The 21,679-nt window shown below is 51.5% G+C and carries 21 protein-coding genes; 6 read left to right on the top strand and 15 right to left on the bottom strand.

Translation table 11 applies throughout. The annotated features are described in order from the left end of the window. Window positions 1-3: 3 nt before the first annotated feature. Genes RB298_RS11200 through RB298_RS11190 form a run of 3 tightly spaced genes read right to left on the bottom strand, consistent with a single transcriptional unit; the run spans window position 4 to window position 4,677 of the window. Window positions 4-1,485, bottom strand: a complete 1,482-nt coding sequence (locus RB298_RS11200; protein ID WP_375120193.1) for a Na+/H+ antiporter subunit D — start codon at window positions 1,483-1,485, stop codon at window positions 4-6. Then, the gene (locus RB298_RS11195; RefSeq protein WP_096774307.1) at window positions 1,478-1,816 is read right to left on the bottom strand and encodes a Na(+)/H(+) antiporter subunit C; all 339 of its coding nucleotides are present in this window, start codon (window positions 1,814-1,816) and stop codon (window positions 1,478-1,480) included. Before RB298_RS11195 ends, RB298_RS11200 begins: the two co-directional genes overlap by 8 nt. Before the next feature lie 2 nt (window positions 1,817-1,818). Continuing rightward, a complete protein-coding gene (locus tag RB298_RS11190) occupies window positions 1,819-4,677 on the bottom strand; it encodes a Na+/H+ antiporter subunit A (RefSeq protein WP_486047078.1) in 2,859 nt (952 codons plus the stop codon). A 244-nt stretch (window positions 4,678-4,921) separates the two neighbouring features. Between RB298_RS11190 and RB298_RS11185 the strand changes: the two genes are divergently transcribed. Further along, complete coding sequence (locus tag RB298_RS11185) at window positions 4,922-5,143, top strand: hypothetical protein (protein ID WP_486047077.1); 222 nt, start codon at window positions 4,922-4,924, stop codon at window positions 5,141-5,143. A 26-nt stretch (window positions 5,144-5,169) separates the two neighbouring features. Here the strand turns inward: RB298_RS11185 and RB298_RS11180 are convergent, their stop codons facing one another. The 3 genes from RB298_RS11180 to RB298_RS11170 all read right to left on the bottom strand — a co-directional run bounded on the left by RB298_RS11180 (window position 5,170) and on the right by RB298_RS11170 (window position 6,430). Continuing rightward, entirely contained in the window at window positions 5,170-5,796 is a 627-nt protein-coding gene (locus RB298_RS11180; RefSeq protein WP_096774310.1) for a DedA family protein, read from the bottom strand. A 126-nt stretch (window positions 5,797-5,922) separates the two neighbouring features. Continuing rightward, on the bottom strand, window positions 5,923-6,198 hold the full coding sequence (locus tag RB298_RS11175) for a hypothetical protein (RefSeq protein WP_015736058.1): 276 nt from the start codon (window positions 6,196-6,198) through the stop codon (window positions 5,923-5,925). A gap of 28 nt (window positions 6,199-6,226) precedes the next feature. Continuing rightward, complete coding sequence (locus RB298_RS11170) at window positions 6,227-6,430, bottom strand: hypothetical protein (protein WP_009592431.1); 204 nt, start codon at window positions 6,428-6,430, stop codon at window positions 6,227-6,229. Window positions 6,431-6,668: 238 nt separating this feature from the next. Here RB298_RS11170 and RB298_RS11165 point away from each other — a divergent pair, with 238 nt between their 5' ends. Continuing rightward, on the top strand, window positions 6,669-7,718 hold the full coding sequence (locus RB298_RS11165; RefSeq protein ID WP_486047076.1) for a glycine-rich domain-containing protein: 1,050 nt from the start codon (window positions 6,669-6,671) through the stop codon (window positions 7,716-7,718). Window positions 7,719-7,812: 94 nt separating this feature from the next. Here RB298_RS11165 and RB298_RS11160 read toward each other — a convergent pair whose 3' ends face one another. Next, a complete protein-coding gene (locus tag RB298_RS11160) occupies window positions 7,813-8,670 on the bottom strand; it encodes a M23 family metallopeptidase (protein ID WP_486047075.1) in 858 nt (285 codons plus the stop codon). Between the two features lie 276 nt (window positions 8,671-8,946). On the opposite strand from RB298_RS11160, the gene RB298_RS11155 reads away from it, so the two are divergent. Continuing rightward, window positions 8,947-10,091 (top strand): IS3 family transposase gene (locus RB298_RS11155; RefSeq protein ID WP_277746525.1). Its coding sequence is split into 2 segments (ribosomal slippage): window positions 8,947-9,241 and window positions 9,241-10,091, totalling 1,146 coding nucleotides; the frame shifts between segments, so codons are not numbered across the junction. An 89-nt stretch (window positions 10,092-10,180) separates the two neighbouring features. Here RB298_RS11155 and RB298_RS11150 read toward each other — a convergent pair. From RB298_RS11150 to RB298_RS11140, 3 genes are all read right to left on the bottom strand, one after another. Next, window positions 10,181-10,420 carry a glutaredoxin family protein gene (locus RB298_RS11150; RefSeq protein ID WP_036665795.1) on the bottom strand — a complete coding sequence of 80 codons (240 nt, stop codon included), beginning with the start codon at window positions 10,418-10,420 and terminating at the stop codon, window positions 10,181-10,183. A gap of 23 nt (window positions 10,421-10,443) precedes the next feature. Beyond that, window positions 10,444-11,322 carry a hypothetical protein gene (locus RB298_RS11145; RefSeq protein ID WP_486047074.1) on the bottom strand — a complete coding sequence of 293 codons (879 nt, stop codon included), beginning with the start codon at window positions 11,320-11,322 and terminating at the stop codon, window positions 10,444-10,446. Between the two features lie 168 nt (window positions 11,323-11,490). Continuing rightward, entirely contained in the window at window positions 11,491-13,167 is a 1,677-nt protein-coding gene (locus RB298_RS11140; RefSeq protein WP_486047073.1) for a cobyric acid synthase, read from the bottom strand. 183 nt (window positions 13,168-13,350) lie between these two features. Between RB298_RS11140 and RB298_RS11135 the strand changes: the two genes are divergently transcribed. From RB298_RS11135 to RB298_RS11125, 3 genes are all read left to right on the top strand, one after another. Then, the gene (locus RB298_RS11135) at window positions 13,351-14,019 is read left to right on the top strand and encodes a Crp/Fnr family transcriptional regulator (protein WP_176502369.1); all 669 of its coding nucleotides are present in this window, start codon (window positions 13,351-13,353) and stop codon (window positions 14,017-14,019) included. An 88-nt stretch (window positions 14,020-14,107) separates the two neighbouring features. After that, complete coding sequence (locus tag RB298_RS11130; protein ID WP_486047072.1) at window positions 14,108-14,674, top strand: redoxin domain-containing protein; 567 nt, start codon at window positions 14,108-14,110, stop codon at window positions 14,672-14,674. A 249-nt stretch (window positions 14,675-14,923) separates the two neighbouring features. Then, window positions 14,924-15,898, top strand: coding sequence for a hypothetical protein (locus RB298_RS11125; protein WP_096773186.1), 975 nt, complete (start codon window positions 14,924-14,926; stop codon window positions 15,896-15,898). Here the strand turns inward: RB298_RS11125 and RB298_RS11120 are convergent. The 5 genes from RB298_RS11120 to RB298_RS11100 all read right to left on the bottom strand — a co-directional run bounded on the left by RB298_RS11120 (window position 15,893) and on the right by RB298_RS11100 (window position 21,447). Beyond that, complete coding sequence (locus RB298_RS11120) at window positions 15,893-16,978, bottom strand: Gfo/Idh/MocA family protein (protein ID WP_486047071.1); 1,086 nt, start codon at window positions 16,976-16,978, stop codon at window positions 15,893-15,895. The two genes, RB298_RS11125 and RB298_RS11120, sit on opposite strands and share 6 nt — an antisense overlap. 31 nt (window positions 16,979-17,009) lie before the next feature. Beyond that, window positions 17,010-17,744, bottom strand: a complete 735-nt coding sequence (locus tag RB298_RS11115) for a ThuA domain-containing protein (protein ID WP_096773184.1) — start codon at window positions 17,742-17,744, stop codon at window positions 17,010-17,012. A gap of 167 nt (window positions 17,745-17,911) precedes the next feature. After that, window positions 17,912-19,531, bottom strand: a complete 1,620-nt coding sequence (locus RB298_RS11110) for an extracellular solute-binding protein (protein ID WP_375120969.1) — start codon at window positions 19,529-19,531, stop codon at window positions 17,912-17,914. A 45-nt stretch (window positions 19,532-19,576) separates the two neighbouring features. Then, window positions 19,577-20,497, bottom strand: a complete 921-nt coding sequence (locus RB298_RS11105; protein WP_486047070.1) for a carbohydrate ABC transporter permease — start codon at window positions 20,495-20,497, stop codon at window positions 19,577-19,579. A gap of 20 nt (window positions 20,498-20,517) precedes the next feature. Beyond that, on the bottom strand, window positions 20,518-21,447 hold the full coding sequence (locus RB298_RS11100; protein ID WP_486047069.1) for an ABC transporter permease: 930 nt from the start codon (window positions 21,445-21,447) through the stop codon (window positions 20,518-20,520). Window positions 21,448-21,679: the final 232 nt, after the last annotated feature.

Below are 21,679 nucleotides of genomic sequence, written 5' to 3'. Positions count from 1 at the left end.
CCACTACTCCTTTAATACGGCATGAATGTATAGTGACGGATCGGATAATACGGCGCCTGCTTGGGAGGTATAGGAATATACCCATTCTGAACCGACCCCCAGGACAATCACTATGATCGCAAGCCCGATCGCTCCCGCATATGCGGTCCGATGGATTCTGACCGGCCGCGATTCGTTAGGCCCTGGGAATTCGCCCCAGAATGCTCCCATAAACACTTTGATCAGGGAGTAGAGCACCGCCAGGCTTGATGCCAGCGCCAATCCCGTCAGCGCATAATGCCCCTCGCTCAGTCCGCCGCGAACGATAAGGACTTTGCCAAGAAATCCGCTAAGCGGCGGGATGCCGACCAGCGCCAGCGCCACGATGAAGAACATCCACCCTACCAGGGGATGCCGCTTCATCAGGCCGCCCATTTCGCTCAGCTTGCTCGCGCCCGCGCTCGCCATGATGATACCGCCCAGAATAAACAGCAGCGCCTTAGCGATCATATCATGCATCAAATAGAACACGGCTCCGTTTAAGGAATCGGAGGAGGCCACTGCTACACCAAAGGCGATGAAGCCCACGCTAATGATGATGTTGTAATTCAGGATGCGTCCGAGATCCTTATACGCAACCGCGCCCAAGCTGCCCAGAACGAGCGTAGCTGCGGCCATCCAGCCGATGACGGCGTGAATGTTGCCGGTATCGTGATGGAAGATCAGCGTAAAGGTTCGGATAATCGCATATAACCCGACCTTCGTCAGCAGGGCGCCGAACAGAGCCGTTACGGCCGCCGGAGGTGCGCTGTAGGAACCGGGCAGCCAGAAGAACAGGAACAAGCCTGCCTTCAGTGCGAATACGATCAGGAACAAAAGGCCAATGACCGACAAGATTCCGTCCTGCTGTACTTCTGCCACACGCAGGGACAGATGCGCCATGTTCAGCGTGCCAACCGTGCCGTACAAATAAGCTACGGCTGCAACAAACAAGGTGGATGAAATAATGTTAATCAGCATGTACTTCAAGGTTTCTCTCAGCTGTCGCTTGGTGCCGCCCAGCACGATCAGCGCATAGGAAGCGATCAGCATGACCTCAAAGCAGACAAACAGGTTGAACAGATCCCCCGTCAGAAACGATCCGATCACGCCGGCCAGCAGAAATTGAAAAAAGGGATAGAAGTAATGCTTCTCTCTCTCTTCCCCGATGCTCCGAAAAGCATAGAACAGGCAGGCTCCCGCAACGATCAGCGTCGTAAGCACCAGCAGTGCGGCCAGCATGTCCGCCACGAACACGATCCCGTACGGGGGCTGCCATCCGCCCATATGAAGCGTCTGGATGCCTTCGTTACTCACCTGGTTGACGATGAACAGGGCACAAAGCAGGTTGATTAGAATACTAACCGCGCTGATCCACCGCTGCGCGCGGACGTATTTGGAACAGAAAATAAGCATGACGGCCGTAACCAAAGGAATCAGGAGCGGAAGCACAATCACGTTATTCATCGTCCATCCCCCTTAACTCCTCCATGTTGTCCGTGCCCAAACGTTGATATGCTTTATAAGCCAGTACGAAAAAGAACGACGTGACGCCAAAGCTGATGACGATGGACGTCAAAATCAATGCTTGCGGAACCGGATCAACGTAAGAGGAGGCCTCTTCGCCAAGCAGCGGCGCAGCTCCGGTCTTCAGCCTTGACATGGTGAGCAGCAGCAGATGGACGCCGTGGGTTAACAGCGAAGTGCCAAGAATGATTCGCAGCAGGCTCTTGGATAAGATCTGGTAGATCCCAACCGCGAAAATAATTCCAATGGCAAGCGACATGTATAGTTCCATGGTCAGTTATCCCTCCCGATCGAATTGATGATGGTCATCGTCACGCCGACTACGGCCAAATAAACGCCGAGGTCGAAGAGAACCGCAGTAGCCAGCTCCGTTTTCCCGAGCAGCGGCAGGTTGAAATAACCGAAGGAATGACTTAAGAACGGTGCGTTAAAAGCAAAGGAGCCGATCCCTGTAAGCAGGGCGATGGCAAGTCCCGCCGCCATAACCTTCCGGAACTCGAAAGGCACGATCTTGCGGGTCATATCCATGCCGAAAGCCATGGATAACAGAACCAGTGCCGCAGAGGTCATCAGTCCTCCGATAAATCCGCCGCCCGGCTCATGGTGTCCCGAGTTGAACAGGAACCAGGAGAAGGTTACCACGATAAAGATAACCACCTTGGATACGGTTCGAAGAATGACATCATTGCTGTTGGGCAGATATGCCCCTTCATAACGATCCCGCTCTCCCAGAATCCCTTCTCCCAAATCGATTTTGATCAAGGCATAAATTCCAAGGGATGCAATGCCCAGAACCGTAATTTCAAGCAGGGTATCAAAGCCGCGGAAATCCACCAGAATGACGTTGACGATATTTTTGCCGCCGGCGGAGCGATAGCTCTCTTGAATGAAGTAATCCGCAATGGAGTCGAAGGTCCTGCCGCTGCTCGCAGCCAGGGCGATCAAGGTTACGACAGCACCGACGCCTGCCGAAATAAGCAGATTTCTCCATTTTAAGCTCATCGGCACCTTCTCCCGCTTCAGCTTCGGCAGATGATAGAAACAGAGCAGGAACAGCATCACGGATACCGTCTCGACGACCATCTGGGTCAGCGCCAAATCCGGCGCTCGGAACAGGACGAAGAACAAAGTCACCATGTAACCGGCAGCACCGGTCAATATGATCGCCATCAACCGCGTCCGGACGAACGGCAGCGCGATGACCGGAATGACCAGGCCGAGTATGGCGACGGCCTCATAGAAGGACATCGGCGCGTAAGCGGTCCTATCAAAACCGATATTGTCGACCAACAGAAGCCCCCCGCCAAGAACGGCTATAAAAAACACGAAGATATACATCACGTAATGACGGAGAGAGCCTGTCATGTAGGTTGAGGTCAGCGTTTCGCCGCCTCTTTCTAGGACTCTCAATCCCCCGTCATACAGCTTGTTCCATGTCCATCGCTTCATCAGCGATGTATTCAATATTCGAGCTCTGCCGTGAATTTTATACAGCACGGTACCGAGAACAATGATGCCGATGGTCATGAAAATCTCCGTCGTCCAGCCGTGCCACATTTCGATGTGTACGTGAAAACGATCCTCCGCCCCGAGCAGCCCTGGATGAATCGCGGCCATCGCCGGTTCGATGAGCGTTTGGGACAACAGGTTCGGAAACAAACCGAACACGGTGGCGAGCGATGCCAGAATGACCGGTGGAATCAGCATTCCCAGCGGGGCTTCGTGCGGCTTCTTCTCCAGCTTTTCAGGCTGGAAGCGTCCGGTAAAGGTTTTGAAGACCAGGATCATGCTGTACAGGAACGTAAACACGCTGGCAATCCAGGCGACGACCGGGATCAGTATGCCCCAGGTCTCTGCATTCCAGAAATTCATGTCAGAGGCCTGAAGGACTGCCGTAAAGAACATCTCTTTACTCAAGAATCCGTTGAACGGAGGCAAGCCGGCCATGGAAAAAGCCCCTATGACCGCCACGGTAAACGTAATCGGCATGAGCGACATCAGCCCGCCGAGCTTCCGCAGATCCCGGGTGCCCGTCTCATGATCCACGATGCCGACGACCATAAACAAGGCGCCTTTGAATATGGCATGATTCATCAGATGAAAGATGGCCGCCGTCGTCGCTTTCGCGTAGAGCAGCGTGTCCACGCCGCCTCCATAATAAGCGGCGGCAGAGCCCAAGCCGAGCAAGCTCATGATCAGCCCCAATTGGCTGATGGTGGAGAATGCCAGGAGCGCTTTTAGATCCGTCTGCTTGATCGCGCGGATCGAAGCATAAATCAGCGTGGTCAAGCCCGTAATCGCTACGATCCAGAACCAGGATGCCTGCCCGGCAAACACCGGACTAAACCTGGCCACCAAATAGATCCCGGCCTTCACCATGGTCGCGGAGTGCAGATAAGCACTTACCGGGGTCGGTGCTTCCATCGCATCCGGCAGCCAGATATGGAACGGAAATTGCGCGGACTTGGTGAAGGCCCCGAGCAGGATCAGAATCATGGCCGGAATAAACATCGCATCTCCGGCAATGCTCCCTACATCGGCGACGATCTCCCGTACGCTAAAGGTGCCCGTCATGGCATAAAGCAGGATAAACCCCGCGAACATGGCAAGTCCGCCGAATACGGTGATGAGCATGGATTTTAAGGCTCCGTATCTGGAGCGGTCCCGATGATGCCAGAATGCAATCAGCAGGAAGGACGAGATACTGGTCAGTTCCCAGAAGCCGTACAGCACCATCAAATTATCGGAAAGCACGACGCCCAGCATGGCGCCCATGAACAGAAGCAGGTACACATAGAATCTGTGAACCGCTTCCTTGTTTTTATCCATATAAAAGATAGAGTACAGGACAACGAGTGAACCAATGCCGGATATTAATAGTGCAAAAATCAAGCTTAATCCATCCAAATAAACGGTAAAGTTTATTCCCGCGCTTGGAATCCATTCCAGGACGGCTTGGAGCTGTTCACCTCCCTGAATGGTTGGGATAACTCCCAAAAAATAGGCGAACAGGGCAACCGGGACCGGCAAAACCACCCATCCGGTGTGGACGCGGCCGATGAGCTTGTAGGTCAGCATAACCACAAGCGCTACGATAAAAGGTGCCAAAACGGCGATGTGCAGCAAAGACAAAGTCTACTCCTCCTATAGTCCGATTTTTCCTTCATTAGTAGTATTTCCCCATAATTTAGGCATAAGTCCAAAAAAACACAAAAAGAGCCCGCTGTTGGCAGGCTCCTCCAGGTAAAACCATATGGTATTTTTTCGAATCACACTGAAAATCAGTATATCTTGAGATCAAAGCTTTGTCAAAGGGTATGTCGGGGAATGAAGTGGAGGCTCTCGGGAAATTACTGTATGTAAAGGAGTGGTTCCCATGATGATCAAAAAAGCGGCAGTTTGCGCCTTCGTCTTTCTCATGATATTGACGGCGGCCATCGTGATGAATCTACGCACGCAGTCCGCCTACCTACAGGAAAACCCGTCAAACGGCGTATATCACATGAAGCGTTCCCAAGGAGGATCCCCCTTGTTCTCTCCCCGGGAATACGTGAAAATCATTCGCCATTCACCCGAGACCTTGCCGGATCAGCCTTAAGCTATCGCAGAACCCAATCCGTGGGACTATCCATGAAATTGGATCTCATTATTCTCCTTGCTTCGTTTATTTCTTCGCATCCACCACGAAATGATCAGGATGACGGCCAGCGCCGCAACGATTCCAGCCGCATAATATCCGTACCGGTTAATCAGCACGCCAATATGATCGACGACCTGATCGCCTACAAACATGCCCAAAGAAAAATAACCGGTGGTCCACACCAAGGACGCGGTATACGAGTAGATCGCAAACCGGCGATACGGCATTCCCTTCATCCCGACCGCATACGGAGTAACATTGCGCAGGATGGGCAAAAAGGCGCTAATGCATATGGCATAATTGCCATATTGGCGGGTCAAGCGTTCGGATACATCGAGAAACTGGCGAATCTTCGACTTTTCCCCTACGCGGTTTAACAGCTTGCTGGCGGTAAATCGGCTAAGCATGAAACCGACCGTCGATCCCGAGCACACGCCGAGAAATGTCATGATAAAAGACGGGGCCGGCGATAATATCCCGGATGCCGCCAACGCTCCGCCAGTCATGGCCACGACTTCATTCGGCACGGGAAGCCCGACCAATCCCAGGCATAATACGAGGAATAATGCGTAATGCCCGATTTGTTCAATAAAATTCAATAGCGTATCCACGCCCTGGCCCCCTAATCCGTCCCTGGAATATATATCAGCTTATATGACAACGCGGCTTTCGCAAACGTGCTGTAGACGAGGATATGAACTGGACCTGAGACCAGGTTTGTTTGGGATTATGCTCGTTCAGAGATTTTTAAATGCCGAAATGAAGGACCCCGGATCCTCCTTCACCGTGTACGAATACACCCCTTGCTGGGTATGCAGGTACAAGAAACCTCCGCCGTCTCCCATCGGCCGATAGGACAGGTCAAACACCTGCCGGATCGGAAACTCCCGGTATTTGGTTACGATTCGATCCTCGTACAGGAACATCTCCCGACCTTGCTCTTCCGTTCGTTGTTCAATGCCGTCCACGATTCGGTTGATTTTGTAGTACGGCTGTACGGCTACCCAATTCACAAGCTCCCTCCTTGCCGTCTTCATATTCTCACTTGGAAGATCGCATGTCTCCCTTCTTCTTCCTGCGGCTCTTCATTCGTTCCAGCAGCTCCAGCGCCCCGATAAAAAGCACGAATACCACGAAGAGTGCGGCGGCACGGCCAGGCTCGATCAGACCGGTAACGGACGCTATAATGCCTGTAATGCCTACAATAATAATACCTAATACAGATAGTTTCCAACCTGTTAACATATGTATGCTCCTATAAGTAAACATAATTGCCGTCCCATATGATCGTAGACCTTCATCATCAACCAACTCTCCGGCACACACGGAATGTATCATAAAGAACACCCTATATTCAAGTTATGGCCGCTATGCCCGAATCCAGAATTTCGATTGCCAACCTGCGATACATTTGCAATAATTTACACATGGAGAGAAATGATAGTCCCGCCTCCGCATACCAAAATAGACAGGAGGAGCATGTATGAACTCAACAACCTGGATACTGCTCATTGTATTCATCGTGGTGGATGTATGGATTATTTCTTTTTTCGTTAAACGCTCGTTACGCAAACAAAATAGCCAGCTGGTCCCTAAGGGAAATAAGCCTCGGCGAGGGAAAATACCGGGGCTGCCGCCGATCGTCAAGGCCGGAAGCCCGGCAAACGAGCTTGTCGGCAGACTGGAGGCTGCGCTGCCCGATACTTATCAGAGCATGCTGAAACAGCGCGTGATGAGTGAGCATCCGGACATGTCCGAACAGGAATATGAATGGAGATGGCAGGAGCTTAAACGTTTCTTTATCATGTGCGCCGTATTGGACCGCGTACCGATGTTCAGCAAGGACGTCGATGAGGTCTGGCATGAAATGCTGATGTATACATACGAATATCAACAATTCTCGGACCGCTTTCTTGGCCGGATGCTTCACCATGCTCCCAACACCGGTACCGAACAAGTGCCGATTCCGAATGAACGCGCCTGGTTCGATACCGTATATGTGCAATTATTCGGCTGGCATGGATACAGTGCCAAGCTATGGGGAGCTTTCTTCCGCGTCCCGCTGCCGCGTGAAGAGCTGGACCTTTGCACCTCCCCCCATTTTGCCGTGAATCATGGCCAGAAGCGCTTTAATGCCTGGACCTATGAGAAAATTCCTGCAGCACGCATGGCCATTGATGCTATGATCCGGGATCTGCAGGATCGGGTCAGAACCGCTCAAACCGAGCCGGGGCGTCAAGAGAAGAGGGTCAACTTTCAGAATAGCGATGTGCTCCTGGCAGCGGCCGTCTATTTTGCCTGGAATGCACCGGATCAATTCACTGATCATATGATCCCGGATGAGCGCGAGCTTCATAAGAACAACAGCAGCTCCTCCTGCACCTATGCTTCGGCTTGCGGCTCAGGCGGCTCGGATTCCCATGACGGATCGTCAAACGATGGTTCATCAGGCGGCGGTTCCTCCTGCAGCAGCGGGTCCTCTTGCAGCAGCGGTTCGTCCTGCAGCAGCTGCGGAGGCGGCTGCAGCAGCTAAATACAAACTTAACAAGAATCGCTTGCTTATTCATGAATCGAACAAAAGCATGGACCTGAGAATTCAGGCCCATGCTTTTTGTTATATCCAGCGTTCAACCCCCGCCATATACAACTTGGCCTCGTCTTACCTTGATATCGCCAAGCCAGTTAATATTAAGAGATTTCGTATTAACCCAAAACAAATCCGGATGATCCGACACTTGAAAATGCAAATGCGCTTCGGTTGAGTTGCCGGAATTTCCGCATAGACCTATCAGATCCCCTGCTTCGACCTCAGAGCCTTCCTTCACGCATACCGATCCCTGCTTTAAATGTGCATATAGGCTATATTCTGAATGTCCATGATCGATGATGACATAGTTGCCGACGGGCTTGGTTTCGTATGTCTCACCCACAGGCTCATTGTCCCTGATGTTATTCTCGATACCCACCACCTTCCCGCGGGCACCAGCAAGAATCTCCTCTCCAAACGCGAAGTAACTCTCATTCTTGGCTGGATCTCCTTCATAGGACATGGCGTTCTCCGTCTTGATGACGTCTATTGCGTACCGCTGGCTTTCCTCTGCGTAATGGTAATTATCCGTAACATTCTCGCCGCCCCAGAACACATACCATTTTCCCTTAAACGGAGCTTGGAAAACCGTGACGGTTTGCTTGGCATCCGATTCAGGAAATCTCTCAATAGGCGATAGCATAAGCCCTACAATGGTACCCGTTTCATCGATCATCGCTTGAATGCCTTTTTGCCCGCTATCATCCATCCAGTTTATCAATCGGATTTTGTTGAGCGTGTCGTCCAACGTGATATGGAACGTTTTTACGCCTGCCGTATACTCCACTGCCATCGCTTCAAATTGTTCGATCGTTGCAAGTGAACGCAAATCCTCTCCGAACAGCTCGTACAGCTTGCGATGTTCCCCATTCAACAGGAACCTAGAAACATCTACCATATTCAAACCTCCTTAATATTCAAACCCAATGTTATAAATAGTATATCTGACGAAATGAACCTGCATTGAAACAGAAACTTAACATTGGTTAAACTTTCAGTTCCCGTAGGTACAGATGCCCGGAAAAACAGCCTTCCTCTACAACTAAAACAAAGAAGCACCCGAACCCATTCGTCAAGGGGGACTGACCCCATAACGTGAGACAGATTAAAAACACCTTCAAGAGAATGCAACCATGTCGTAAGATATGGGGACAACTATGGAGGTGTTTTTGCGTTGGCAACGAGAGTCAGCTATCCAGTAGAAGTGAAAAAGAAAGCTATTGAAATGAGGTTGGATGGCATTCCAGTGAAAGAAGTCATGGACCAACTGAACATACGAAATAAGACACAAGTGGAGACCTGGATGAGATGGTATCGCAGCGGCCAATGGAACCGGTTGAAGCAACCTGTCGGTAAACAATACAGCTACGGTAAAGGCCCTGAATATGCATCAGAACTCGAGAAGGTGCAGGCGGAAAATCGGTTTTTGAAGCAACAATTAGATCTGCTAAAAAAGTTCGTGGAAATGCAAAGGAGGTGTCGCCAAAGGCTGTAGTGGAGTGGGTTGAGTCTGTTCGAGGAGAAGTCAGTGTAACTCAAGCGTGTGCATGGATCGGGCTTTCTCGCTCCACCTACTATCGCTGGAAGGACGCCTACGAGAACCCATGTAAAGATCACATGGTAGAGAAGATTCGAGAACTCTGTAGTCAGCATAAATTTCGTTATGGATACCGGAAGATCACGGCTCTACTTCGGATGGAGCGTAAGATTAACCATAAACGCGTGCAGCGGATTATGCAGCGTGAGGGGCTCCAATGTCGTGTCAAGGTGAAGAAACGCAAACCTACAGGCCAGCCAGCTTATATCGCAGAACACTTGTTAAAGCGCCAATTTGCAGCCGATGCCCCCATGCAAAAACTCGTTACAGATATTACGTATTTACCGTTTGGCGGAAAAACGTTATACCTGTCGAGTATCTTGGACTTGTTTAACGGTGAGATTGTGGCGTACAGTATTTCTGACAAGCAAGACACCGGGTTTGTCCTGGACACGCTGGGTCAGCTGCCCGCTCTGCCGGGCACCATGCTCCATAGCGATCAGGGCAGCGTCTACACATCTCAGGCTTATCAAGAAGCTGTAAAGGGAAAAGGCATTACCATGAGCATGTCCCGCAAGGGTACGCCCGCTGATAATGCCCCCATTGAATCGTTTCATTCCACGCTAAAGTCTGAAACGTTCTATCTCGAAGGTTTAACCTGTACGACGACGGCCATCGTCGAGCAGACCATTCGAGACTACATTACTTACTATAACTCAATTCGCATTCAAACAAAACTAAACAACCAGTCGCCGTTTCATTTCCGGCAACTGGCTGCTTAAACTTGCAAGGTGTTTTGCTCCCTGTCTCACAAACGGGGGGCAGTCCACCCGATCCCTGCTTCATTTTTTTTTATATCCATGAACCTAGCTTATTTAATCAATTCCCTGATTTCCTGAAAGTTATCGGCAAATCCGATAAATACGTTGTCGCCGATAACGATCGTAGGCACGATCTGTTTTCCCGTCAGACGTCTCACTTCTTCCGGATATTCCGGATTCTGCGTGCAATCATATTCCGTGTACGGAACCTGCTGCTCCTTGAAGTAACGCTTGGCATGATGGCAATCGCTGCAAGTGGGTATGGTGTAGATTTTCAATGGCTCTGTCATGTCGATCACTCCTTAAACAAAAATTATTTGATTTCAACAACAAAAGGCACGGTCATCACTTCACCTTGATGCTGAAATTGTCCCCAGATTTTGTAGATGCCGCTATGCGGAAAGGTAGTCGCAAACTCCGCTTTGGGACCGGTGCTCGATTCGTCAAGAGGATGCACATGGATGTACTTCTCGGCGTCTGCGGACAGAATGACAACATGACCGGCCGCGCCTAGGTAAGGCTCCAGATTGCTGATTCCCTGCTTCGTCTGCGCATCCTGAATATGATAGGTGAGCACGACCTCTTCATTCGATAAGGCATTGCTCAGGCTCAGTTCGATTTCCTTGCCGTTGACTTGTTTGATCAGGCTGGAGTCAGGCTCAATGGCCGAAGGTTCTCCTTCTTCTCCCTCCACCTGAACCCATTCGCTGAGCGTGCTCCCTCCAGCGCCCTTCGGCACGAAATCCGCAATCAATTTATATTCGCCGCCGGCGGGAAACGTGGTGTTCACGGTAAACTCGCCGTTCTCCTTGTAATCGGGATGGATATGGTTGAAAAATGACAAATCGCGATTCACGATGATCAGATGCAGCAGCTTCTCATGATTGACATCAAATTCCTGGACGGGTCCACCGTTGTTGTCCGTAATCTGAATCGTTAACTCTGTTTCGGTGCCTGCGTTTGCCGGTTCATTCCATGTAAATTCAGCCTGGTAGTTGTTCGAGGCCTTCTCATGCCCGCCTCCGTGCCCACTGTGCCCGTTCTCTTCCGGATTTACGGCTTCCTGATTATGGTTCCCGCCGTGGCCGTGGCCGCCTGTATCCGGGGCCTGCTTCGCATTATCGCATGATGTCATTAATCCAATTGCAAGTATGCTCGTTAAGGTTAGCACAGTACCCTTCTTATTCAACATGCGCTATCACTCCATTCATTGGATATGCTGTAAGATGACTTATCATCCGCTTCTGTAATTAGTATACCCCCCTATCCTATAATTAATCAACTTTTTTCTAAAATAGCACCTGATCCATTTGCGCGCTCCACGCAAATAACACCATGCCGCCCGCATGGTGTTATCCTCCTATTCTTCACTATCGCCCAAACTAAAGGATCTATTCCCTATGGCTCGGTGCGTACAGCCGATGATTTCATAAATCTTCTCCATATCCACATGATTCCGCACGATGTCCGCCACACGGTCGTATTCTGCGAGTTTGCGTTCTTCCGCTTGGAACGTTTCACAAATGGCATCCAGTCCCTTATTTACCCGAATGCCGTTCAGCCAGGACCTGCGAAAGGCATCGTTGTCAAACAAGCCGTGCAGATAACACCCCCAGATGCGTCCATCGGCGGTGGCTAAACCTTCAGGATGTGCTTGAATATCTTCTCCGGCTTCCAAAGAATCCGCGGAATCTGCTTCAATCGAAAACAACGTTCGGTGTTCTGATCCGCCAGGCTCCGTGCTCCTTTCGGTGACGCCCATATGGATTTCGTAGGCCCCTATTGCGGAATGAGCCTTCGTATCCGATAAAACGAACTGCAAAGGATGGTCCTGTGATAATTCCCCTCTTACGCGAACGGTCTTTTTTTGCTTTGAAAAAGCTGTCCGCATCGGCAGCAGTCCAAGTCCCGCCGCTTCCCGGGCGCTGCCTTCCACCGCATGCGGATCCGACAACCGCTCGCCCAGCATTTGATATCCTCCGCAGATGCCAACCAGCTGCACATCCCGCGTCTGCGTCAACCTTAAAATCGCCTCCGCCAGGCCCCGATCCCGGATGAACCCCAAATCGCCGATCGTATCCTTCGTACCGGGCAAAATGATGACGTCCGGTGTGCCGAGCTCATCCACCGATTGGACGAAGCGAACGACGACATCCTGCTCCCAGCGAAGCGCATCGAAATCCGTAAAATTCGAAATGCGCGGATACCGGATAACGACAATATCAAGGTCGCGTTTTTCCTGTCTTTGATATTGAAGCTCATCCAGCACTACGGAATCCTCGGCCTCGATTCGCATGTCCTGAATGTAAGGAAGGACGCCAAGCACCGGTATGCCTGTCCGTTCTTCAAGCCAGTCCAGTCCCGGCTTCAACAGCGCCAAATCCCCGCGGAATTTGTTGATGATGAACCCTCTGACCCTGGCCGCCTCATGGGGCTCCAGGAGTTCGAGCGTTCCTACAATCGAGGCGAACACGCCCCCGCGGTCGATATCCGCAACCAGAATGACCGGCGAATCCGCCCATCCTGCCAAATTCATGTTCACGATATCCCGATCCTTGAGATTGATCTCCGCCGGACTTCCCGCGCCTTCCATGACCACGATATCGTACTTCTCCCGGAGCCGGTCCAGCGCATCCAAAACGATCCCTTTGGCCTTCGGCAGAAACTGCGTCCGGTAATCCATCGCGCTCATCTGCATTTCGGGCACTCCGTGGACCACGATTTGGGAATGCATATCTTTAATCGGCTTGATCAGGATCGGATTCATGTCCGTTGTTGCGGCTATGCCGCAAGCTTCGGCCTGCACGCCTTGCGCTCTGCCGATCTCCTTGCCATCGAGCGTCACGTAGGAGTTAAGCGCCATATTTTGCGACTTGTACGGAGCCGTGCGATAACCATCCTGCAGAAAAATACGGCACAGCGCGGTGGTTACGATGCTCTTGCCTACATCCGAAGCCGTGCCCTGCAGCATGATCACCGCTCCTTGTCCTTTCCCGATCTTCGCGGGTGTTTCCCTTATGTATTCCGTTTCATCCATCTTCTTCACCCTTTTCCCTTACTAGAACCGTTTACTCACATCATTATAGCAAACCGTTGATGAAGGAGTTCTTCTTCATGAAATCAGATATATCCCCTTGAACTTTATCAGCTTGAAATGTTAACTATATAACATAGTTGTATCGCATGCGCGTGCATGATGACCGAAAGGTGGAAACCAACCATGAAGCCTGAACTGAATGATAAGCAGATAACCGACATCTTTCCTTATTTGAAAGCCGTACCGCCAGAAGAATGGATGGAAGCTAAGGCTTTTACAAAACATTTTAAAGCCAAATCAAGGATCTTTCATCGGGAGGATGCCGCGATGTACGGCATGTTCCTGATCAGCGGAACCGCCCGTATCACGATCATCAACGAGAATGGCAACGAGGCGGTGTTAAACAAACTATCCCCCGGTGAAGTTTGTTCGCTCCTCGTCCTCAGTGGACTCGGCGGGCGGGACTATCCCGGCACCCTCATTGCCGAGTCAGAGGTAGAGGTGCTATACGTGCTGAAAAGCAGCTTTTTGCGCTGGCTGCAGGTTTATGAACCCATCCGAAGCGCTGTTTTTGGCGGGCTGCTTGAAGGAACGCTGCGAATGGCGGACATCCTGCAGGAGAGGCAGTCTTTGCCGCTTGAGCAGCGCCTGGCCAAGGCTCTGCTTGCCGTCACGTCGGATGATAATCCGCTGGTGCACACCACCCATCAAGAGCTTGCCGATGAAATCGGTTCCGTAAGAGAAGTGGTCTCCCGTACACTGGGACGTTTCCAAAATAACGGTTGGCTGGAAACGGGACGAGGCTGGGTGAAAATTCTGAACCGCGGTTGTTTAACAGAACCCACTATGTGACTTGGTCACAGAGTCATGGAATTCCGCCTGGTACATTGGTTATAGGCATCCCGCCTATAAAATACCGTTAATTCAGGAGGAAATCCATATGAGCAACTGGCTTCAATCCGGAGAATATGCCCCATTGTTTCAAAGTGTAGACCAGAATGGAAATATCGTTTCACTCGAAGCCTACCGAGGACGCAAAGTGCTCCTCGCTTTTTTCCGCAACGCCGCCTGTGCCTTATGCAATCTGCGGGTGCATCAGTTTATTCAACGTTATCCTCAGTGGCAGGATCCGTATCATCTCGATGTCATTTGCTTCTTCGAATCGTCTGAAGCCGCTCTTCACCGATATGTTGGTCAGCAGGATGCTCCTTTTCCTCTTATTGCCGATCCGAATGCGGAGCTCTACGCCCTGTACGGAGTCGAAACCTCGGCAGATAAAACACGAGCGACCTTAGCTCAGCCGAATGTCCATGAGTACACGGACGAAGCTGAAGCGGCTGGCTTCAAGCTGACGCCGGAGGAAGGTTCGAATTTCAACCGCATTCCGGCGGAATTTGTGATCGACGAGCGCGGTATCGTACGAATCGCGCATTACGGTCGTCTGATTAACGATCATCTGCCTTATGAAACCATTGAACGTTATGTTGCCGAAACACAGCTTCCTTAGCCGGGTTGGGCCAGTCTTTAAGTCGCATTCTGCAGTAAAAAAAATTAACACAGGACCATAGCAAAAAAGCCGATCCTTCCGGATCGGCTTTTTTGCTACGACTGTAATGTCTAACGCTGCCCAGGTATGCTCGCTAAGGGATAATATTATCATTATCAGGGATATATTCATCCAACAATATACTTTTTTAGTTAAATATGTATTATCTTGGATAGGTGACTAGAGTTGGTTAAGGGAGGAACTTATTGAATGGTAATGCATTTCTCCAAGATTAGCAACATCTATATTCATGTCAAATGGTTCACGGACAATTTTGAATGGGTCCCTCTGCCCTTTCCCCGTATCGTTACGCTGACGTTCCTGTTTTGGTTAGCGTTTACATTGCTGATCTTGTTGCTCACATGCGCATTGCACGATCCCTTGGGAAAGATGCGGCCCGTCGTGCGAATCCACGGATGGCTGCACAGGCTTAGGCCCCACACCGAGGTGATTCTGCGTATTGGGCTGGCCATCGGGCTGGTGCTGCAGCTACTGAGCGGCTCTTACCTCGCCCCCGAATTCCGAACCAATTCCATGTGGATCATCCTCGGCCTATCCGCAGCCGCAGCGTGCCTTCTCTATAAACGCACCTTGCCGGTGAGCGGCGCCATCCTATTCCTGCTCTATATTCAGGCGTCCTTATCCTACGGTCTTTTTCATTCCATCGATTATTTGCTCTATCTCGGCATTGTTTATTATCTGTTTGTGTGCGGCACTCCCATCAAAAGATCGGCAGCCCCGGTCTTGTATATATGCACAGGCATGTCCCTCGCTTGGCTTGCCATGGAAAAGCTGACCATTCCCGAGCTCGCTTGCACGGTTATGGGCAGCTATGGACTTCCTACCTTCGGTTTTACCATTGAGCATTTTGTCATGATTAGCGCTTTTGTTGAAATCGGACTGGCATGGGCATTCATCGTAGGCATCATGAACCGGTTCACGGCACTGCTGGTATCCGGCATTTTTATTATGACAAGCCTTGTATTCGGTTACAAGGAAGTGATCGGCCATATGATCATTCACACGGTGCTGATCCTGTTCCTGATCGAAGGCACGGGGGAACTGCGTACCCCTTTTCAGTTCCATCGCTCGCCCGTTAAACGCGGATTGTTTGTGGGCGTTAACTTCTGCCTGTTTCTGTTCAGTTTGATGGCGCTCTATATTTGGATGGGCAAGACGTTATGACAAACTCTGAATCCGTTGGCCGATGGATTTGCCCAGCTCAACCACCGTTTTGGTCTCGCTTGACCTGACGACTGCATCCAGCACCTCTTGATTCCGGTATCCGTCCATGAACCCGGGCACTCCGTCGGCAGGCGCTCCCCGCAATATCGCGGCATAATCGGCATACTGCTTGACTTTGCAATGCTGCGGCACTTCCATTGCCGTTCTGGCGAGCTGCCCGGGCTCTTCTTCGCGAATCCACACCACCCGCTCCGGATCCAATGTGCTCGCGTGGACCGTTCCGTGGTCGCCATAAATGGACACTTCATGCTGATTGCCTGAACCGAATGCATTGCGTGACGTCTGGAATACGCCCATAATATCATCGGTCATCCGGGCCTGGAAGCTGGCAAAATCATCGACCTCGATCTTGGCCATGGCTCCCGTCACCGGGTCCCGGCGTTCCGGGATGATGGTATGTAGCTGGGCCGTGATTTCTTCGAACTCTCCAAACAGAAAACGGGCCATATCAATCATATGCGAACCGAGATCTCCCAGCGTTCCCGTCCCCGTGATGGCTTTGTTGTATCTCCACATGTAGGGAACCTGCTGGTTCGGCACGCCAAACCCCTGCAAATACTGAATGGAGAAATGACGGATCGTCCCCAGCTTGCCCGTACGGATAAGTTCCCTGGCATAACGAAATGCGGGCGTATATCGGTACGTAAATCCGATCATGGCGGGAACGGGCTGTTTCTCATACAGCTCCAGCAAGGAGATGGCTTCTTCGAAGACTCGCGTGAATGGTTTTTCCGCCAGAAAAGGCTTGCCGGCTTGCAAGCATGCGCTGATGATATCAGCGTGCACGTTGTTGGGCGTGACCGAAATGACGGCATCGACGTCAGGATCATCAATTAAATCCTTGAAATCCGCATAGCGTTTCCCTTCCTCGATCCCCAGCTGATCGCCCACTCTGGCCACCGCTTCCCCGTTGACGTCGCTCACGGCCACAAACTGATAGACATTCTCTGCATTCATCCAGCGGATGTGCTCCTGCGCCATCCCGCCCAAACCGATTAAGCCGATTCGAAATTTATTCATCGTTAGAACACTCCTCATATTTGGTCTCTCATTAGGATTGTGCGACAGGAGCGATGGGCGCCACCCGCCCGTAAGCCGTTTTAGCTCCTTCAACTGGAGCGGCCCAGAACACGCCATTGGTAATCACCTGCAGAATTTCGGGCTGGTGGTAGACCGGAAACATTTCGTGGCCCGGACGGAAATAAAACAGCTTCCCTCTGCCGCGCCTGTAACAACACCCGCTTCGGAACACTTCCCCGCCTTCAAACCAGGAGACGAACACAAGCTCATCCGGCGCCGGAATTTCGAACCGCTCTCCATACATTTCTTCCCGCGGAATCTCGATATATTCACCCAGCCCCTGCGCAATCGGATGGCTCGGTTCAACGACCCATAAACGCTCGATCTCGCCGTCGTCGCGCCATTTCAGCATCCCGGTATTCGTGCCAAGGAGCCTGGAGAAGATTTTGGAGCCGTGACCGGAATGCAGCACGATCAATCCCATGCCGTCCAGCACCCGCTGCCGAACCTTCTCGACGATGTCGTCGCGGACCTCGTCATGTGCCAGATGGCCCCACCACAGCAGTACATCCGTGTTCGCCAACCGCTCATCGGTCAATCCGTGATCCGGCTCATCCAGTACGGCGGTGGCTGCTTCCAAACCTTCCACCTGTTCGAGATGATCCGCTATCGCACGATGAATCCCATTCGGATATATGCCGGCTACCTGTTCATTATGTCTCTCATGCCGGTATTCATTCCATACCGTGACTTTGATGTTTCCCATGATTGCTGCCTCCTGTTGGTTTATAGTTGTACATTCATCACTACGAATTCGGATTGTTTCTCCGTTGAAGCTGATCGTATGAATAAAGCCTTTCGTCACCGTTCGAAATCACGCTGCCCCGCAGCATTTCGATCTGCGGGGCAGCTCATGACGATTGCCGTCAATCCTTATTTGACGCTGATATACCGCTGATAAGCTTCCTTGCGGATCTGTACCAGCCGCTCCAGTCCCATATCGTTCAGCTTCTTGACGTACGCGTCCCATTCCGCATCGATGTTGCCTTCGGATATCCATTTTGCGCGGGTCGTGCCGACAAAGCCATCGATATCCGTAGTCAACGTAGGCAGCTCCTGGAATTCTTCGGCGCTGTACATGACGTTCGGGAACGGCGTCGTCACGTAATCGCTGCCCAGCTTGTCGATGACCAGCTTCAACCCGTCGCCCGTGGTCTCATCCAGTATGATGTTTTTCTCGAAGCTCGGGCTTACGTACTTGGGACCGAAATCCCTTACGGATTGCTCCCAGTACCAGGCATCCGCACTCGTTCCCTCCGGCGGACTCATGAGCGTAAACGTTCCGTCGTCGTTCTTCTGAATCACCGTGCCGATGGCTCCCCAGAAATTCTGGATGCTTGCTTCATTGGTGTAGAACTGATCCGCCCAGCGGGCCGAAATTTCCGGATGCTTGTTCGACGTGGTGATGAGAAACTCGTTTCTGCGCAGGCTCATGCCCTCAGGCTCGCCGCCCTGGTACCGTTTTCCATCAGGACCGGCAATGGATGGAATCGCGATGTATTGATCCTTCCATTTTCCGAATACCGCGTCCGGCACCCATTGGTTGGAGAAACCGATCAGCGCCGCATCCGGGTTCTGATGTTTTGCCGTGGACATGGTGCTGTCCTGCGTGAAGATTTCTTGGTCTATGAGGCCTTCGGCGTACAGCTTATGGGCCCACTTGATCGCTTCTTTGTAGTTCTCCGTCACCGGATAGAACACGGGCTCGTTATCGATGACCATCATGCTGTTTCCGTTGATGTCGGTGATGCCGAACGGATTCAGCAAATCGATGCTGATGTTCCCCGATCCGCTGACCGGAATTTCGTCGGCCTTGCCGTTGCCGTTCGGATCCCCTTCTTTGAACGCTTTGAATACGTTATACAATTCGTCCGTGTTGTCCGGAACGTCCAGTCCGAGCTGATCCAGCCAGGCTTTGTTGATGATCGGCTGGATCGATGCTTTCGGCCTTGACGGCAGCCGCGCCGGCAAGGAATAGATTTTCCCGTCCGGGAAGGTGCTCATCTTTTTCATCTCGGGCGTTTCTTCCAGCGCCGCCTTCAGGTTCGGCATGTATTGATCGATGTAGTCGTCGAGCGGACGGAAATACGACAGGTTGTTGACGATATCGGAATCGCTGAATACGATATCCCCGAAAATGATATCCGGCAGCGTACCGCTCGCCAGCATGATCGATTTTTGCTCGCCCCAATCATTGGAGGACATGATCTGCCAATTGATTTTGACGTTGGTTTCCTTCTCCAAATCCTTGAGCCACTGGTTCTGGAGGAACGTATCCCCCATGTTGCCCCAGCGAACGGTCAGCACGTCCAGCGTAATCGGTTCATTCACGATCGGCAGGCCTTCTTTGTTAAAAGCGGCTTCGGCATCCGGCTTGGCGTCCTCCTTCTTACCGCCGCTGCAGCCCGCCAGGTTCAACAGCAGGATTGCGGTCAATATGATGACGGCAGCCAGCTTGAGGCGATGTCTCCTCTTTGCATTGTTTGTTCCCATTCCACCATTCCCCCAATACTTATTTTTCATCAATCCATCGCGGTGTTACGACTTGACGGCTCCGATCATCACCCCCTGATTGAAATACTTTTGCACAAACGGGTAGATGCACATGATCGGCACCGTGGCGACGATAATGACCGCATAACGCATAATATTGGCCAGACGCAGCGCAATGGCCGCGGCTTCCCCGGTACCCATGGCGGACTGCATCTGGTTGGTGACCAGAATATTGCGCAGTATGAGCTGCAGCGGGTACAGATTCGAATCTTTTAAATAGATCAGGGCGTTGAAATAAGAATTCCAATGACCCACGGCCGTCCATAAGGCGATGACCGAGATGACCGCTTTCGAAAGCGGAATCACGATGGTCATGAAATACCTGAGATTTCCGCAGCCATCCAGCTGTGCCGCCTCCCATAAATCCTCCGGGATGCTGCTCTGGAAAAAGGTCCGCGCCACGATGATGTTGAAGGCGGCAACCGAGAACGGCAGCACCATGACAAGAAACGTATCGTACAGCTGGAAATCGCGGATCGTCATGAAGGTCGGAATCAAGCCGCCGTTAAAGAACATCGTAAAAATAAAGAGCAGCGATATATACTTGCGGCCCACGAGGTCTTTGCGGGACAGCGCGTAAGCTGCGGATATGTTAACCACCAGGCCGATGGCTGTGCCCACGATCGTATACACAATCGTATTTCGGTACCCAATCCATATATTAGAGTGCTTCAGCAATTCTTGATAGCCTGCCAGCGTAAAATCCTTAGGCCACAGCCATACCTGTCCATTCGCGACCGCCGCCGGCTCGCTGAACGAAGCGATGACGATGAAGTACAGCGGATAAATCAGCACGATCAGCATCAAGACGGCGAATACATACAGGCCGATTTCCAGCACCCTGTCGGAAGATCGGGTATGCCTCTGCCGCGGCCCCGTCTTCTCTCTTACTTCCACTACGCCCATAGAACCCTTCCTCTCTTGCGTTACCACAAACTGTTTTCGCTGTATTTTTTCGAAATCTGGTTGACCAGAATCAGCAGAACAAAATTGATGACCGTATTAAACAAATTGATGGCCGACGAGAAGCTGTATTGGCTGCTCAGCATCCCGATTTTGTACACATACGTGGAGATGACCTCGCTGGAGGTAATATTGAGACTGTTTTGCATGAGATAAACCTTCTCGAAGCCGACGCCAAGCAAGCTCCCGATCCGCAAAATGAGCAGCGTTACGACCGTTGGCATCAGCATCGGGATGTCGATGAACCGGATTTTTTGCCATCTGCTTGCCCCGTCCATGGTGGCCGCCTCGTACAAGCTGGGGCTCACCGCAGACAACGCCGCGATATAGATAATGCTGTCCCAGCCCGTATGCTGCCACACGTCCGACCATACGTACACGCTGCTGAACAGGCCGGCCGATCCCATCAGATTCGGCGCTTCCGCACCGAAGAGCCGGAAGATATTCCCGATCAATCCCGAGCCCGGCGAGAACAGAATCAGCATGAGTCCCACCATTACGACCGTCGATATAAAATGCGGCATGTAGGTTACGGTCTGGAAGAAGCGCTTGAACCCATTCTGGCGCATTTGATTGACCATCAAGGCCAGCATGATCGGAATCGGGAACGTCGCAACGCTGTATAAGCTGATGACCAGCGTATTCGTTATGGTGGTCGAGAATTGATAGGAGTTAAAAAACTTCTCGAAATACTTCAGGCCGGCCCAGGGGCTGTCCATAATCCCGAGAGCGGGACTGTAGTCCTTGAATGCGATCAAAATGCCGTACATCGGCACGTAAGAAAACAACAAAACCAGCACTACCGCAGGCAGCAGCAGCAAATACAGGCCCCAATTCTTTCCGATCCGCCCGAGGGTTGGGTGTGTGGTTCTATTCAGTTGGCCTGCTTTCAAATCGATTCCCCTTTCTGTTCGCGTCGTCGTGAATCCGGTATGTCACGTAAGCAATTTCAGTATACTGCGATCCGGCGGCATGATTTGGACCTCATGATGCGCTATCCGGACCTTTGCCTTGTCCATTTCACCGCCGTCCCCGCGTCCTCCGCTCAAACATGCCGGTATTCGGACTTTACGATGTGTTATCCGGACTTTATGGATAATGCCCGAGCGTTCGCTCCTGTTTTTT

The sequence above is a fragment of the Priestia sp. BR_2 genome (genome assembly GCF_041954005.1).
GTDB lineage: Bacteria > Bacillota > Bacilli > Paenibacillales > Paenibacillaceae > Paenibacillus_AQ > Paenibacillus_AQ lautus_A.
The sequence above is the reverse complement of the archived record's forward strand: the minus strand, read 5'-3'. Positions and strand labels throughout refer to the sequence as shown.

What these genes read in the sequence shown, in the direction of transcription:
- RB298_RS11200 (WP_375120193.1), bottom strand. Translation starts at nt 1,485, where the DNA reads ATGAATAACGTGATTGTGCTTCCGCTCCTGATTCCTTTGGTTACGGCC.
- RB298_RS11195 (WP_096774307.1), bottom strand. Translation starts at nt 1,816, where the DNA reads ATGGAACTATACATGTCGCTTGCCATTGGAATTATTTTCGCGGTTGGG.
- RB298_RS11185 (WP_486047077.1), top strand. Translation starts at nt 4,922, where the DNA reads ATGATGATCAAAAAAGCGGCAGTTTGCGCCTTCGTCTTTCTCATGATA.
- RB298_RS11170 (WP_009592431.1), bottom strand. Translation starts at nt 6,430, where the DNA reads ATGTTAACAGGTTGGAAACTATCTGTATTAGGTATTATTATTGTAGGC.
- RB298_RS11165 (WP_486047076.1), top strand. Translation starts at nt 6,669, where the DNA reads ATGAACTCAACAACCTGGATACTGCTCATTGTATTCATCGTGGTGGAT.
- RB298_RS11160 (WP_486047075.1), bottom strand. Translation starts at nt 8,670, where the DNA reads ATGGTAGATGTTTCTAGGTTCCTGTTGAATGGGGAACATCGCAAGCTG.
- RB298_RS11150 (WP_036665795.1), bottom strand. Translation starts at nt 10,420, where the DNA reads ATGACAGAGCCATTGAAAATCTACACCATACCCACTTGCAGCGATTGC.
- RB298_RS11145 (WP_486047074.1), bottom strand. Translation starts at nt 11,322, where the DNA reads ATGTTGAATAAGAAGGGTACTGTGCTAACCTTAACGAGCATACTTGCA.
- RB298_RS11140 (WP_486047073.1), bottom strand. Translation starts at nt 13,167, where the DNA reads ATGGATGAAACGGAATACATAAGGGAAACACCCGCGAAGATCGGGAAA.
- RB298_RS11135 (WP_176502369.1), top strand. Translation starts at nt 13,351, where the DNA reads ATGAAGCCTGAACTGAATGATAAGCAGATAACCGACATCTTTCCTTAT.
- RB298_RS11130 (WP_486047072.1), top strand. Translation starts at nt 14,108, where the DNA reads ATGAGCAACTGGCTTCAATCCGGAGAATATGCCCCATTGTTTCAAAGT.
- RB298_RS11125 (WP_096773186.1), top strand. Translation starts at nt 14,924, where the DNA reads ATGGTAATGCATTTCTCCAAGATTAGCAACATCTATATTCATGTCAAA.
- RB298_RS11120 (WP_486047071.1), bottom strand. Translation starts at nt 16,978, where the DNA reads ATGAATAAATTTCGAATCGGCTTAATCGGTTTGGGCGGGATGGCGCAG.
- RB298_RS11115 (WP_096773184.1), bottom strand. Translation starts at nt 17,744, where the DNA reads ATGGGAAACATCAAAGTCACGGTATGGAATGAATACCGGCATGAGAGA.
- RB298_RS11110 (WP_375120969.1), bottom strand. Translation starts at nt 19,531, where the DNA reads ATGGGAACAAACAATGCAAAGAGGAGACATCGCCTCAAGCTGGCTGCC.
- RB298_RS11105 (WP_486047070.1), bottom strand. Translation starts at nt 20,497, where the DNA reads ATGGGCGTAGTGGAAGTAAGAGAGAAGACGGGGCCGCGGCAGAGGCAT.